The following is a 13,828-nucleotide window of genomic DNA, read 5'->3' as shown; positions in this document are numbered from 1 at the left end:
GAGCCACCGTGGCCGAGCCCTCCCGCCTCGACAAAGTCATCGCCCTCGCCCGCCACCGCGGGTTCGTGTTCCAGGCCGGTGAGATCTACGGCGGCTCTCGTTCGGCATGGGACTACGGCCCCCTCGGCACGGAGCTGAAGGAGAACATCCGCCGCCAGTGGTGGCAGACGTTCGTGCGCGGCCGCGGCGACATGGTGGGCCTGGACTCGTCGGTGGTGCTGCCCAAGCGCGTGTGGGAGGCATCCGGCCACGTCGCCACGTTCACCGACCCGCTCGTGGAGTGCCTGCACTGTCACAAGCGATTCCGCGCCGACACCCTGATCGAGGACTTCGAGGCGCGCAAGGGCCGCAAGGCCGAGAACGGGTTGGCCGAGGTGCCGTGCCCGAACTGCGGCACGAAAGGCCAGTACACCGAGCCGAAGTCGTTCTCGGGCCTGATGAAGACCTACCTGGGCGTCGTGGACGACGAGTCGGGCCTGCACTTCCTGCGGCCCGAGACCGCGCAGGGCATCTTCATCAACTTCGCCAACGTCGTGCAGGCATCGCGCAAGAAGCCGCCGTTCGGCGTGGGCCAGGTGGGCAAGGCGTTCCGCAACGAGATCACGCCGGGCAACTTCATCTTCCGCACCCGCGAGTTCGAGCAGATGGAGATCGAGTACTTCGTTCCGCCGGCAGACGCCCAGGAGTGGTTCGAGCACTGGGTCGAGGAGTGCTGGGACTGGTTCGTCGACCTGGGCCTGGACGCCGACAACATGCGCCGGCTCGACGTGCCGAAAGAGGATCGCGCCCACTATTCGGACGGCACGATCGACCTCGAGTATCGCTTCGGCTTCGCCGGCAAGGAGTGGGGCGAGCTCATGGGCATCGCCAACCGCACCGACTTCGACCTGTCTTCGCACTCGGATGCCTCGGGCCAGTCGCTCTCGTACTTCGATCAGGCATCGGGCCAGAAGTACATCCCCTACGTGATCGAGCCGTCGTTCGGGCTCACCCGCGCGATGATGGCGTTCCTCGTCGACGCGTACCGCGAAGAGCAGGCGCCGAACGCGAAGGGCGGCACCGACACCCGCACCGTGCTGGGCCTGGACCCGAGGCTTGCGCCGGTGAAGGTCGCGGTGCTGCCGCTTTCGCGCAACGAGCGGCTGTCGCCGCTGGCCCGCGACCTCGCCGACAAGCTGCGCGGCCGCGGCTGGAACACCGACTTCGACGACGCCGGCGCGATCGGCCGCCGCTACCGCCGGCAGGACGAGATCGGCACGCCGCTGTGCGTGACGGTCGACTTCGACTCGCTGGACGACGATGCCGTGACCGTGCGCGACCGCGACACCATGGCCCAGGAGCGGGTTCCGGTCGCCGGCGTCGAGCAGTACCTGGCCGAGCGGCTCAAGGGCGCGTAGGCCGGTGGGCCTGGCGGGGTCGGGTGGGACGCTGTTCGTCAGCGATCTCGACTTCACGCTCCTGCGCAGTGACGGGACACTCAGCCCCGGTGCCGCCGGCACGATCAATGCGCTGATCGCCGACGGGGTCGCATTCACGTACGCCACGGCCCGCTCCGTCCGCTCGTCGCGGCGCGTGACGCGCGCGCTCGACCTCGTCCTGCCCGTCGTGACATACGGCGGGACGGTCACGGCCGACCCGCACGACGGAACGCCGCTTCGGGTCGCGCTGATGACGCCGACCGTCGTGGGCGTCATCCTCGCGGCGGCGCGGGAACTCGCCGTCGAGCCGATCGTCTTCACGATGGACGGTGGCCGTGATCGGATCCGCTGGGACGGAGCCTCCGGCTCGCCGGGCGTCCGGTCGTTCGTCGGGCGCAGAGCGGGAGATCCGCGCCTGGCATCGATCCTGTCGTGGGACGAGATGGACCCCGCAACAGTGTTCTACGTCACTATGATCGCGCCCCGCGAGCGCCTCGACGAGTTCGTCCGCGGGCTGGCCGGCGAGCTGGCCGGCTGCGCCCACTTCCTGTCCGTGGACGGCTACACCCGCGAGGACTGGCTCGAGATCCATGCGGCAGACGGGACGAAGGCGCGCGCCGCGAAGCGGCTCGCGGACGATCTGGGCGCCGGGCGCATGGTCGCGTTCGGTGACAACGTCAACGACATCCCTCTGTTCCGTGTCGCCGACGAGACCTGCGCGGTGGCGAACGCCGTCCCCGAGCTGCGGTCGCTCGCGACGCGAACGATCAGGTCGAACGACGACGACGGCGTCGCCGAGTGGCTCGCGGAGCACGCCGCGGTCGACCGTGCCGCCGGGGCCGGAGGGCCGCGGAGCGTGGTGTCGGGCATGAGGGGGATGCGCCGGCGGAACTGATCTTCGCCGACCTCTTGTGCGTTCCGGCATGCGGGCCTATGCTGTGTCAAAGCGGTTTGGCAAAGCGGTTTGGTAAAGAGAAGCGCGGACGCGCCCCGCCCGGACTCAGGAAGGTGCAGCAGGTGGTCTCGATCTCTGACGTCGCCCGTCACGCCGGGGTGAGTCCGACGACGGTCTCACACACCCTCAGTGGCAAGCGCAAGGTCAGCGACTCGGTTCGCGAGAAGGTCCACCTGGCCATGGCCGAGCTCCACTACGTGCCCACGCGTGCGGCGCAGAGCCTGGCACTCGGCAAGACGAACGTGCTCGCGCTGATCGTGCCGGACATCTCCATCGAGTACTTCGCCGAGCTCGCCAAGGGGATCGAGTCGGTAGCGATGGATCGGGGGTACAACATGATCCTCGCGACGACGGGCTTCGACTCGACGCGGGAGAGCCGCTACCTCGAGATGATCGCCTCGCGTGCGGTCGACGGGATCATCTACGCCTCCGGTGCCGCGGTCGGGGCGAAAGCTCGCGACGCGCTCACCGGGCCGCTGCCCGTCATCCTGGTCGACGAGGAGATCGAGGGCATCGAGCTGCCGGCGATCGTCTCCGACAACGAGGCCGGCGGCCGCCTGGTTGCCGAGCACCTGCTCGCCCTCGGTCATCGTAAGGTGCTGGAGATCCAGGGGGCGCACTCACCGGTCACCAGCATCCTGCGCAGCACGGGCTTCGCGAGCCTCTGGCAGCCCGCCGGCGGCCAGATCGTGACGACGGCAGGCGACTACTCTGCGGAGAGTGGCCGGCAGGCCGTCGACCGCCACGCAGACGGGTTCGCAGCAGGCGAGTTCAGTGCGGTGTTCGCGCACAACGACCTCATGGCGCTCGGCGCGATCGACGGACTGCGCACCCAGGGGTTCGACGTCCCCGGCGACGTGTCCGTCACCGGGTTCGACGACGTCTCGATCAGTCGCTACAGCCGGCCGCCACTGACGACGGTCCACCAGGACGCGCTGGAGCTCGGCACCCGGGCCGCCCGGGCATTGCTGGACGCACTGGAGTCGGACGAGCCGATCGCCCCGGGGCGCGTCGCCCTGCCCGTCCAGCTCGTGATCCGGGACTCGACAGGAGAGGCCCGCCGATGAGCCGCCACTCCGTCTTCTTCGGCGACGTCGCACAAGACGAGTATTATGTCGCGCCGCACTTCCCGCAGGCCGGCGACAAGGTCATCGTGCACGCGCTCGAGCCCGAGTTCGGCGGCAGCGTGGCGAACGCGGCGTCGATCTTCGCGCACTACGGGATGCCGACATCCTTCATCGGGCAACTCAACTCCGGCGCCCTGACGCAGCGGCTGCTGGCGCAGCTGCGCGAACAGGGGCTCGACACCCGGTATGTCATCTTCGACGACGAGGTCCCCGACTCGCACTGCATCGTGTTGATCTCGGGGGAGCAGCACATCGTGCTGATCCCGACGCTGGGCATCACGCGCACCGAGATCACCCCTGAAGCCTTCGAGCACATGGCCGAGGCCGAGTTCGTCGTGACGACGCTCACCGATGCGAAGCCGTTCCGGATGGGCGAACTCGGTGCACACGAGGTGCTCGGGGCCCTGCGCGCTCGAGGCGCGAAGATCGTGATGGACCTCGACGTCTACAACGAGGAGAATCACGGCACGGGTCTTGTCGGACTGTGCGACATCGTGTTCATGAACGCGCTCGGCGCGGAGCGCTTCGCCGAGACGGGCGCCTCCATCGAAGGGCTGCTCGCGGGCGGCGCGACCGCCGTCGTCGTCACGAAGGACAGCGAAGGCTGCGAACTGCACACCGCGGACGGCGTCGCGGCCGTTCCCGGCATGCCCGTCGAGGTCGTCGACGTCACCGGCGCCGGCGACACGTTCACGAGCTCGTTCCTGTATGCCCTCTCGTCCGGCCGCGACCTTGTCGGCGCCGCCGAGTTCGCCAACGCCGCCGCCGCCCTGGCGGTCGGCAAGGTCGGCGCCCGCGCCGGCATGACCACCCGGGAGGCCGTCGAGGCCTTCCTCCGCTCCTACACCCCGACCACGTCACCGACGACGTGACCCGCTCTGCCGACACCCGAGTTCGGCACAGAAAGAAAGGACGCCGACGATGGCTTCCAGTCGATTCGCGACATTCATGCGCGGCTACGGCCGATTGACGATCTTCATGATCCCGATCGGCATCGCGATCAACTTCGTGGGTGGGCAGCTCGCACTCCTGCTGAAGCTGCCGATCTACCTTGACAGCATCGGGACGATCCTCGTGGGTGCGACCTGCGGAAGCCTCCCCGGTGCGCTCGTGGGGCTGGTCTCGAACGGGATCAACTCGATCACCTCGCCGCCGACGTTCGCGTTCGCGATCCTGAACGTGGCCTTCGGCCTGCTGGCCGGCTACTTCGGCCGGCTCGGCGTGTTCCGGGTGTGGTGGAAGACCCTCATCTCGTCGCTCGCCTTCGCGTTCATCGGCGGCTTCTGCGGCGCCCTCATCACGATCTGGGTGTTCGGCGGCCTCGCCGTCGGCGGCGGCGCCATCGTCGTCGGCGCGCTCACCGCGATGGGCATGGACCTCAACACGGCCAACTTCGTCGCGCAGATGCCGATGGACGTGCTCGACAAGGTCCCGACCGTGCTCATCGTGTACGCGATCATCAAGGGCATCCCGAAGCGGCTGCTCGTGAAACTGCCGCTGGGCTGGGTGTACCTCGCCCAGCCCAAGCCCGGCTCGCGCAAGTCCGCCTCGACCACCGCCTCTCCCGCATGACCGGCAGCACGCTGACCGCCGTCGCGGACCGCTACCGGCGCCCGATGACGCTCGGGAACACGGTCCTCGACATCCATCCCATCGCGATGGTGGCCGGCATCGCGGCCCTCATCGTGGTGGGGCTGGCGAGCGCGGGGTGGATCGTGCCGCTGGCGGTCAGCGTGCTGTTCGTCGTCGCGGCCTTCTTCGCGGGCCGCGGCCGGTCGTACCTGTCGACGATCCTGAAGCTGTGGGCCGCGGTGGGCATCATCCTGTTCGTCCTGCGCGCCCTGCTCGTGAAGGGCGAGACGGTGCTCGTTCCGCTCGGCCCGATCGCGGTCACCCGCGAGGGCATCGAGGACGGGCTGCGCTTCACGACCGCTGTGATGGCGATCTGCGGTGGCGTCACGCTGTTCTTCGCGATCGTCTCGATGCGCCGGCTCATGCTCGCCCTCGAACGGATCGGGGTGAGCCCTCGCGTGAGCTACGTCATCCTCGCCTCATTCCAGGCGATCACCGACCTCGGCGCCACCGCGCGGGTCGTGCTCGATGCGCAGAAGGCGCGCGGTATCGAGGCGGAAGGGAACCTGATCGTGCGCGCACGGGCGTTCTTCCCGGTGCTCGCGCCGGTGTTCCTCACCGCGATGTCGGCCACCGAGGAGCGCGCGATCGCCCTCGACGCCCGCGCGTTCAACAGCCGCAGCCGGCACACGAGCCTGCTCGAGCTGAAGGCGTGGGGCCCCCGCGACACCGTGCTCGTCGTGATCGCGATCGTCGTCGCGATCGCCGCCGTGATCGGAGGGATCCTCGGATGGCTCTAGCATCCCTGTCGGGCGTGGGCTTCACCTACGCCTATGCGGACCGCCCGGCCCTCGTGGACGTCGACCTCGAACTCGAGGAAGGATGCCTGCACGGCATCGTGGGCCTCAACTCCAGCGGCAAGACGACGCTGTGCAGCCTCATCCGCGGCGTCATCCCGCATTTTCACCACGGCGATCTCACGGGGGAGGTCGTGGTCCTCGGCCGGCCGCTCCTCGATTGGGATCCGGCGGAGCTGTCCCGCACGATCGGGTGCGTCTTCGACAACCCGTTCACGCAGATCAGCGGCATCCGCGACACCGTCTTCGAGGAGATCGCGATCGGGCTGGAGAACCTGGGCGTGGAGCGCAGCGAGATGATCGAGCGCGTCGAGCGCGTCGTCGAGCAGCTCGGCATCGCGGCGATCGTCGAGAAGAACCCCAACGAGCTGTCCGGCGGGCAGCGTCAGAAGGTCGCGTTCGCATCGATCATCGCGATGGACGCGCCCGTGATCGTCATCGACGAGCCGACGTCGCAGCTCGACCCGGAGGCTTCCGAGGCAGTGTTCGAGATCGTCGACGGCCTCAAACGCGCGGGCAAGTCGATCGTGCTCGCCGAGCACAAGGTCGACCTGCTCGCACAGTACGCCGACACCATCACCGTCATGCACGAGGGCACCGCCGTCATGAGCGGGCCGACGAGGGATGTCGTCGGATCGGACGAATACGCCGGCTACGGCGTGATCGCGCCCGAGGTCACCGCGCTCGGCAGGCGCCTGGCCGACGCGGGCAAGCCGCTGGACCGGCTGCCGATCACCCGCGCGGAGGCCTTCGACGAGATCTCGGCACGCATCAGGAGAGTCAGCCATGCCCATTGAACTGAAGGACGTCGGATTCGCCTACCCCGACGGCACTCCGGCGATCGGGAAGGTGAGTCTTCGCGTCGACGCCGGGGAGCGGGTGGCGATCGTCGGCCAGAACGGCGCCGGCAAGACCACGACCGTCAAGCTCATGAACCGGCTGCTGATCCCAACGTCGGGTCAGGTCCTGGTCGACGGCGTCGACACGAAGACGCAGACCACCGCGCAGGTCGCGCGTGTGGTCGGGTACGTCTTCCAGAACCCCGATGACCAGCTCTTCTCTGCAGATGTGCGCACCGAGGTCGAGTACCTGCCCAGGTATCTGCGCTGGCCGGACGACAAGCGCGAGCAGCGCTGCGCCCGCGCCATCGAGCTCACCGGCATCGGCGACCACCTCGACACGAATCCCAAGGACCTGCCCAGCGCGATCCGCAAGTTCGTCGCGATCGCCGCGGTCCTCGTGGCTGAGTGCCGCTACGTCATCTTCGACGAGCCCACCGCGGGCCTGGACGGCAGAGGGCTCGAGCTGCTGCACCGGATGATCGACCGACTCCGCGAGGACGGCATCTCCGTCATCACGATCACGCACGACATGCGCTTCGTGATCGACGCGTTCGACCGTGTCGTGGCGATGGCTGACGGCGCCGTCATCGCCGATGGCGACCGTCGCGACGTGTTCCTCGACGACGACATCCTGCGCCGCTCCCGTATCCGCCGGCCAGACGCCGCCCAGCTCGCCCGCGACCTGAACCTCGGCTCGCGAGCGCTGACGGTCGACGACGTCGTCGCCCTCGTCCCGTGACCCGCGCACTCACCCACCGACAGGAGAGAGACAGTCGATGAGCAGCTCATACCGATCCGTGTTCCCCACCGGCATCCCGGTGTTCGCCATGCTCCACCTGAAGGGGGACGACGCGCAAGACCGCCTGCGGCGCGCGCGCGAGGAGATCGACCTCCTGTGGGAGAACGGCGTCGACGCGATCATCGTCGAGAACTACTTCGGTGAGGTCGACGACGTCGTCGCGGTCCTCGAGTACCTCGCGGCTGAGCGCCCCCACGTCATCACCGGGCTGAACGTGCTCCGCGACGACGCGCAGGCGTTCGCGCTGGCGGCCCGGTACGACGTCGCCTTCATCCAGCTCGATTCGGTCGCCGGGCACCTGCCCCCGGACGAGGATGCCGAGTTCGCCGAGTGGCTCGCCGACGCGCGTGCGGGGGTGGATGCCGCGGTGTTCGGCGGCGTGCGGTTCAAGTACCAGCCGTACCGCTCGGGCCGCACGCTCGAAGAGGATCTCGCCCTGGCCGTCGGGCGCTGCGACGCGATCGTCGTGACCGGTGAGGGCACCGGCTTGACGACGCCCCTCGAGAAGATCTCGTCGTTCCGCGCGATCGTCGGACCCGACTTCCCGATCGTGGTGGGCGCCGGCGTCACCCCCGACAACGCGGGCGAGCAGCTCGCCGCGGCCGACGGCGTCGTCGTCGGCAGCGCACTGAAGGACACGCTCGCCGACACGGGCGACGTCGCGGCCGACCACGTCGCCCGATTCGTCGGTGCCGTCCGCGCGGTCCGCTGACCCGATCCCCTGCAGTTCACCCCCCCATCGAGCGGAGGCCACATGGCACGCATACTCCTCGCCGGAGAATCCTGGTCGACGACGGCGATCCACACGAAAGGGTTCGACTCGTTCTTCACGTCGAGCTACGAAGAGGGCGGCGGCGCCTTCATCGCGGCGCTCGAGCGGGAAGGCCACGACGTCGAGTTCATGCCCAACCATGTGGCATCCGAGCGCTTCCCGGCCACTGCCGACGAGCTGGCCGCATACGACGTCGTGGTGCTCAGCGACATCGGAGCGAACACGCTGCTTCTGCCGCCGCGCGTGTTCGCGCACGGGCAGGCGATGCCCGACCGGCTCGCCGCCCTCGCCGACTGGGTGCGCGGCGGCGGGTCGCTGCTCATGGTCGGCGGATACCTCAGTTTCCAGGGCATCGAGGCCAAGGCGAACTATCGTGCCACCGCGCTGGCCGACGTCCTCCCCGTCGTGATGGAGGTGGGCGACGATCGTGAGGAGACGCCGCACGGAGTGCGCCCGCACGTCGTGGCACGGCACGCCGCGGTCGCGCGGGTCGCGCCGGAGCTGCCCCCGATCCTCGGCTACCAGCGGTTCACGATGCGCCCGGCGGCCGAGACGCTCATCGCCGTGGACGGGCGACCGCTGCTGGTGGTGGGCCGCGCCGGCGAGGGTCGGGTCGCGGCGTTCGCGAGCGACATGGGACCGCACTGGCTGCCGCCCGAGTTCCTTGCGTGGGACGGGTACGACCCGCTCTGGCAGGACCTGGTGGCGTGGCTGGCCGGCCACGCGCACTGAGACCGGAAAGCATTGACGAGGAGCGAACATGACCGAACAGCAGCCCATCACCGACGAGCCGCCCGCCGGCCTCGTGGCCGCGCAGCGGATCGCGATCCGAGTCGCGGAGGCCGGCGCCCGAGCGGCCGTGGCCGGACAGACCGAGCGCGAGCTGCATCGCGTGGTCGACCGCATGGTCCTGGATGCCGGGGCCGTCGGGACCTGGACGCCGACCACCGTCGGGTTCGGCGTCGGGACGCTCAGCTGCTTCCCGACCGACGTCCCCACCGACCGCGCGCTGTGGAACCTCGACCTCGGCATGATCGACGTGCACCCGGTGACGGCCGACGGCTGGTGGGGGGACTGCACACGGTCGTTCCAGCGCGGTGACAACAAGGCGCAGGCCGAAGCGCTGGCCACGATCGAGCGCATCCACGCCACCGTGCTCGCCGCCGCCCGGCCGGGCATGCGCGCGTGCGACTGGTTCGGCGTGTTCGCTGAAGAGCTCGCCAAGACCCCGTACGTCCTCCTGGACCGGCTGAGCAATATCGGCCACTCGCTCACGGCGAACTCGTCGTACGACGACGGCTACATCGACGCGTGGAACGAGACCGTGATGCGGGGCGCCTGGGCGGTGGAACCGTTCATCGGCAACCATCTCTACGGGGTGAAACGCGAAGACGTCGTCTGGTTCGGCCCGACTCGTTGCACGGTGATCGCATGAGCGCGCGGCCGATCGTCATCGACACCGACCCCGGCATCGACGATGCGCTGGCGATCATGCTGGCCGCCGCGAGCGACGAGGTCGACATCCGCGGCATCGTCGCCGTGGCCGGCAACGTCGGCATCGAGCACACCTCGGCCAACGCCGCGGCGCTCGCCGACCTGGTTCGGCTGGACTGCCCGGTGGGGCGGGGTGCGTCAGGCCCCCTGTGGCGTCGCGACATCGCGTTCGCCCCCGACGTGCACGGCACGGATGGCTTCGCCGGGCACAGCCTGCCCGCGTCGACGCGCGTCCTCGAGCCCGGCTTGCCGCTGCTGGCCCGGCTCATCGACGAGAGCCCTGAGCCGGTCACGCTCGTGCCGATCGGGCCGCTGACGAACATCGCGCTCCTCGTGAACGAGTACCCCGAAACGGCGCGCAAGATCGAGCGGCTCGTCATCATGGGCGGCGGTACGGGCGACGTGCTCGGCAACGTCACCCCCGCGGCCGAGTTCAACATCTGGTTCGACCCGGATGCCGCGACCCGCGTGTTCGCGAGCGGCATCCCGATCACGATGGTGGGGCTCAACGCGACACATCAGGCGCTGCTCGGGCGCAAGCACCTGCCGCGGCTGTTCGCCTCGGGCGGTCCGGTCGCCCAGATCGTCGGTCAGCTGCTGGACGGGTATCACGACGTCGGGGGAGACCCGGATGCGGCGATGCCGCAGCACGACTCGCTCGCGATGGCCGCGGTCATCGACCCGGCCGTGCTGACGACCGTCCCGGCGTTCGTGGACGTCGAGAACGTCGGACGGCTCACCGCCGGCATGACCGTCGTCGACCTCTCGGGACGCGGCGGCGCGCCGAACTGCGACGTCGCGATGAACGTGGACGTCGCACGGTTCCGCACGCTGCTCGACACGCGGCTGTCGCGGCTGGATGCCGCCATCTCGGCTTCGACTCTTGACGGGAATCGGCCGGCCGGCCCAGACTCGACAGCCGTGCTCAACGTCTGACGAACGGCCGCGCCGCGGGAGCACGGCGGATGACCTGCGGCGGCGCCGGGCGCACCAGGATGGACTCTTCGGCGTGGTCGGCGAACTCCACGCCGCGCAGGCGCGCAGCGAGGACTTCGGCCAGGTGCACCCCCTGCCTGCCGACCCCGGACTGCTCGATCTGTGTGCGGCAGCTGAAGCCGTCCGCCACGACGAGGGTGCAGGGATCGGCGGCCCGCACGGCCGGGAGCAGCTCGGTCTCGGCGCACGCCAGCGACACCTCCAAATGACCGGCCTCGAATCCGAAATTGCCGGCGAGGCCGCAGCATCCGCCGACCGTCTCCGGCGAGATGCCCGCCCTGCGCATCAACTCCAGATCGGCGTCGACGCTCAAGACCGCGTGCTGATGGCAGTGCGGCTGCACCACCGCCGCGCGGTCGACCGCCGGCGGCGTCCACTCCGTGTCATCGATGTCGTTGAGCAGTTCGGCGAAGGTGACCGTGCGATCGGCGAGGAGCGCGACGTCGGCATCCCGTGAAAGCAGCTCGGGGCCGTCGGATCGGAAGACCGCCGTGCAGCTGGGCTCCAGCCCGACCAGCCGGGTTCCCGTGCGCAGGGCAGGCGCCAAGGCGCGGGCGGTGCGGGTCAGCACCTTCTTCGCACGGCGCAGCTGACCGGTGGATATCCAGGTGAGGCCGCAGCACAGATCGTCCTCGGGGATCGTCACGCGATAGCCGGCGTCCTCCAGCACCTCCACGGCGGACCGGGCTACCGCCGGCTGGAGGTAGTTGTCGAACGTGTCGGGCCAGAGCATGACCTCGCCGCGGCTGCCGTCGCCACGGGGGCCACGCCGCCGGTACCAGTCGGTGAATCGCTCTGTCGCGAAGGAGGGGATCGGCCTGCGCGGCTCGAGCCCGCCGATGCGGGCCGCGAGCCAAGCGAGAAGAGGGACGTGCACGAGCAGATTGACCAGACGTGGCGCCAGGCGCGCCAGGCGTGCCCAGGAGGGCAGCCAGCCCATCGAATAGTGAGAGGCGGGCCGGATGCGGCCGGCATAGTGGTGTGAAAGGAATTCCGCCTTGTACGTGGCCATATCGACGCCGGCCGGGCAGTCGGACTTGCAGCCTTTGCACGACAGGCAGAGGTCGAGGGCGTCACGCACCGCGGTCGAGCGCCAGCCATCCTGAATGCTGCCGCGCGTACGCTGCCCGTCGAGCATCTCGAACAGCAGCCGGGCGCGGCCCCGAGTGGAGTGCTCCTCTTCACCGGTCGCCCGATACGACGGGCACATCACGGAGCCGGAGTGGTTGCGGCAGGCGCCGACGCCGATGCAGCGCAACGCGGCGTTGCCGAAAGCTCCACCGTCATCCGGATAGTCGAACTGCTGATGACGAACGGCCCGAGGGCGGTAGCCGGCCAGACGCAGATCGTCCTCGACGCCGTGGGGGCGCACGATCTTGCCGGGGTTCAGCTGGTCGGCCGGATCGAACAGCGTCTTGGTGCGGGCGAACGCCTCCATCACCCGATCGCCGAACATGATCGGCAGCAATTCGCCGCGGGACTGCCCGTCGCCATGCTCGCCCGACAGCGAGCCGCCGTAGCCCACGACGAGTTCGGCGGCCCGGGCCACGAAATGGTGGAAGCGCCCGATGCCCTGCAGGCTGCCGAATTCGAAGGGGATGCGGCAGTGCACGCAGCCCTGCCCGAAATGACCGTAGATCGTGGTGCCGTCGCGGTAGTCGAACTCGCTCAGCAGCGCATCGAAGTCCCGCAGGTAGTCGCCCAGCCGCTCCGGCGGAACCGCCGCATCCTCCCACCCTGACCAGCTCGACTGATCGGCGGGGGAGCCGGCGGCGGCCGCCAAGCCGTCTTCGCGCAGCCTGACCACCGCCGCGCGGCTCTGTTCGTCCTCTGCCATCGCCACGGCAGGCAGGCGGTCCGCGTGCTTCAGGGCATCGACGAGCGCCTGCACCCGCGCGTCCGCCTCGTCGCGATCGGCGCCACCGAACTCGACCATCAGCCATGCTTGGCCGTCAGGCAGTGCGGCGATGCCGGCGGCGTTGCGTCCGCGTGTGCGTTCCCGGTCGACGAGGCGCGCGTCGAATCCCTCCAGCTGCAACGGGCGGTGCGGCACGATCTGCGGCACGGCATCTGCCGCCTGTGACAGCGACGGGTATCCGAGCAGCACCGCCGAGGTGACGGGCACCACCGGGACCAGAGCGATCTCGGCGCGCAGGATTGTGACCAGGGTCGACTCCGAACCGCACAGCATCTTCGCGAGGTCGACCCCGCGCTCGGGCAGCAGATCTTCGAGGTTGTAGCCCGACACCCGCCGGGGGATGTCGACGAACCGCTGCCGGATGTCGTCGCCGAATTCGTCGACGATCGTCAGCAGCCCGCGGTGGATCTCTCCCACCCGGCCGTCGCCGTCCCCGTTCAGCTCTCTCTCGCCGCCCGCCCAGAATCGGGTGCCGTCAGCGCAGAGGACCTCGAGCCTGACGATGTTGTCGGAGGTCTTCCCGTACGCCTGCGCGGTGGCCCCGCACGAGTTGTTGCCGATCATCCCGCCGATCGTGCAGTGCGCGTGCGTGGCAGGCTTCGGGCCGTACATCAGCCCGTGCTCGCCGGCCCTGCCATTGAGCTGGTCCAAGACCACGCCGGGTTGCACGATCGCCGTCCGCGATGCCGGATCGATGGACTCGATCTCGTTGCAGTACTTCGACCAGTCGATCACGACCGCCGCATTGCACCCCTGCCCGGCCAGGCTCGTGCCTCCGCCTCGAGAGAGCACCGGTGCTCCGAACCGTGCGCACACGGCGACCGCTTCTGCCGCGGCATCCACCGTGCGCGGCACAACCACGGCAAGGGGCGTCTGCCGGTAGTTCGAGGCATCCGTGGAATACGCCGCCAGCGACCCTGGATCGACCCTCACTTCACCGTCCACCCGAGCGCGCAGTTCGCGCGCCAGCGCGGCGATGTCGACCGTCCGCTCAGACGACACGAGGTCCGGCAGCTGAAGAGCGGCCATATTCCATCCTGCGTCCCGGAGCGCCTGCGGGCAATGCCCCTTGCGTTTC

Annotated in this window: 13 protein-coding genes; 12 read left to right on the top strand and 1 reads right to left on the bottom strand. The window is 69.4% G+C overall.

Features of this window, described 5'->3' with window-relative positions; all coding sequences use genetic code 11:
* Positions 1-8 precede the first annotated feature (8 nt).
* From AC3RX0_RS08450 to AC3RX0_RS08395, 12 genes are all read left to right on the top strand, one after another.
* Positions 9-1,397 carry a glycine--tRNA ligase gene (locus AC3RX0_RS08450; RefSeq protein WP_491505537.1) on the top strand — a complete coding sequence of 463 codons (1,389 nt, stop codon included), beginning with the start codon at positions 9-11 and terminating at the stop codon, positions 1,395-1,397.
* Positions 1,398-1,401: 4 nt separating this feature from the next.
* Positions 1,402-2,313, top strand: coding sequence for an HAD family hydrolase (locus tag AC3RX0_RS08445; protein WP_491505536.1), 912 nt, complete (start codon positions 1,402-1,404; stop codon positions 2,311-2,313).
* Between the two features lie 122 nt (positions 2,314-2,435).
* Positions 2,436-3,440, top strand: a complete 1,005-nt coding sequence (locus tag AC3RX0_RS08440; RefSeq protein WP_491505535.1) for a LacI family DNA-binding transcriptional regulator — start codon at positions 2,436-2,438, stop codon at positions 3,438-3,440.
* Entirely contained in the window at positions 3,437-4,372 is a 936-nt protein-coding gene (locus AC3RX0_RS08435) for a carbohydrate kinase family protein (protein WP_491505534.1), read from the top strand. The genes AC3RX0_RS08440 and AC3RX0_RS08435 overlap by 4 nt, the downstream gene beginning before the upstream one ends.
* A 49-nt stretch (positions 4,373-4,421) precedes the next feature.
* A complete protein-coding gene (locus AC3RX0_RS08430) occupies positions 4,422-5,072 on the top strand; it encodes a hypothetical protein (protein WP_491505533.1) in 651 nt (216 codons plus the stop codon).
* Positions 5,069-5,872: an energy-coupling factor transporter transmembrane component T gene (locus tag AC3RX0_RS08425; RefSeq protein WP_491505532.1), complete on the top strand. Its 804-nt coding sequence runs from the start codon at positions 5,069-5,071 to the stop codon at positions 5,870-5,872. The genes AC3RX0_RS08430 and AC3RX0_RS08425 overlap by 4 nt, the downstream gene beginning before the upstream one ends.
* Positions 5,863-6,726 (top strand): energy-coupling factor ABC transporter ATP-binding protein, encoded by an 864-nt coding sequence (locus AC3RX0_RS08420; protein WP_491505531.1) that lies wholly within the window; start codon positions 5,863-5,865, stop codon positions 6,724-6,726. Before AC3RX0_RS08425 ends, AC3RX0_RS08420 begins: the two co-directional genes overlap by 10 nt.
* Positions 6,716-7,510, top strand: a complete 795-nt coding sequence (locus tag AC3RX0_RS08415) for an energy-coupling factor ABC transporter ATP-binding protein (protein WP_491505530.1) — start codon at positions 6,716-6,718, stop codon at positions 7,508-7,510. The genes AC3RX0_RS08420 and AC3RX0_RS08415 overlap by 11 nt, the downstream gene beginning before the upstream one ends.
* Before the next feature lie 37 nt (positions 7,511-7,547).
* Positions 7,548-8,282, top strand: a complete 735-nt coding sequence (locus AC3RX0_RS08410) for a BtpA/SgcQ family protein (protein ID WP_491505529.1) — start codon at positions 7,548-7,550, stop codon at positions 8,280-8,282.
* A 42-nt stretch (positions 8,283-8,324) separates the two neighbouring features.
* Positions 8,325-9,074, top strand: a complete 750-nt coding sequence (locus AC3RX0_RS08405) for a glutamine amidotransferase (protein WP_491505528.1) — start codon at positions 8,325-8,327, stop codon at positions 9,072-9,074.
* A 28-nt stretch (positions 9,075-9,102) separates the two neighbouring features.
* The gene (locus AC3RX0_RS08400) at positions 9,103-9,777 is read left to right on the top strand and encodes a M24 family metallopeptidase (RefSeq protein ID WP_491505527.1); all 675 of its coding nucleotides are present in this window, start codon (positions 9,103-9,105) and stop codon (positions 9,775-9,777) included.
* The gene (locus AC3RX0_RS08395; protein WP_491505526.1) at positions 9,774-10,772 is read left to right on the top strand and encodes a nucleoside hydrolase; all 999 of its coding nucleotides are present in this window, start codon (positions 9,774-9,776) and stop codon (positions 10,770-10,772) included. Before AC3RX0_RS08400 ends, AC3RX0_RS08395 begins: the two co-directional genes overlap by 4 nt.
* Here the strand turns inward: AC3RX0_RS08395 and AC3RX0_RS08390 are convergent.
* Entirely contained in the window at positions 10,762-13,779 is a 3,018-nt protein-coding gene (locus tag AC3RX0_RS08390) for an FAD-binding and (Fe-S)-binding domain-containing protein (protein ID WP_491505525.1), read from the bottom strand. The two genes, AC3RX0_RS08395 and AC3RX0_RS08390, sit on opposite strands and share 11 nt — an antisense overlap.
* Positions 13,780-13,828: the final 49 nt, after the last annotated feature.

It is taken from the genome of Microbacterium sp. W1-4-2 (assembly GCF_058349885.2).
This window is presented reverse-complemented; position numbering and strand designations above follow the sequence as displayed.

Bases quoted from the DNA above. Each gene is read 5' to 3' on its own strand.
- AC3RX0_RS08435 (WP_491505534.1), top strand. From the start codon at position 3,437: ATGAGCCGCCACTCCGTCTTCTTCGGCGACGTCGCACAAGACGAGTAT.
- AC3RX0_RS08430 (WP_491505533.1), top strand. From the start codon at position 4,422: ATGGCTTCCAGTCGATTCGCGACATTCATGCGCGGCTACGGCCGATTG.
- AC3RX0_RS08425 (WP_491505532.1), top strand. From the start codon at position 5,069: ATGACCGGCAGCACGCTGACCGCCGTCGCGGACCGCTACCGGCGCCCG.
- AC3RX0_RS08420 (WP_491505531.1), top strand. From the start codon at position 5,863: ATGGCTCTAGCATCCCTGTCGGGCGTGGGCTTCACCTACGCCTATGCG.
- AC3RX0_RS08415 (WP_491505530.1), top strand. From the start codon at position 6,716: ATGCCCATTGAACTGAAGGACGTCGGATTCGCCTACCCCGACGGCACT.
- AC3RX0_RS08410 (WP_491505529.1), top strand. From the start codon at position 7,548: ATGAGCAGCTCATACCGATCCGTGTTCCCCACCGGCATCCCGGTGTTC.
- AC3RX0_RS08405 (WP_491505528.1), top strand. From the start codon at position 8,325: ATGGCACGCATACTCCTCGCCGGAGAATCCTGGTCGACGACGGCGATC.
- AC3RX0_RS08400 (WP_491505527.1), top strand. From the start codon at position 9,103: ATGACCGAACAGCAGCCCATCACCGACGAGCCGCCCGCCGGCCTCGTG.
- AC3RX0_RS08395 (WP_491505526.1), top strand. From the start codon at position 9,774: ATGAGCGCGCGGCCGATCGTCATCGACACCGACCCCGGCATCGACGAT.
- AC3RX0_RS08390 (WP_491505525.1), bottom strand. From the start codon at position 13,779: ATGGCCGCTCTTCAGCTGCCGGACCTCGTGTCGTCTGAGCGGACGGTC.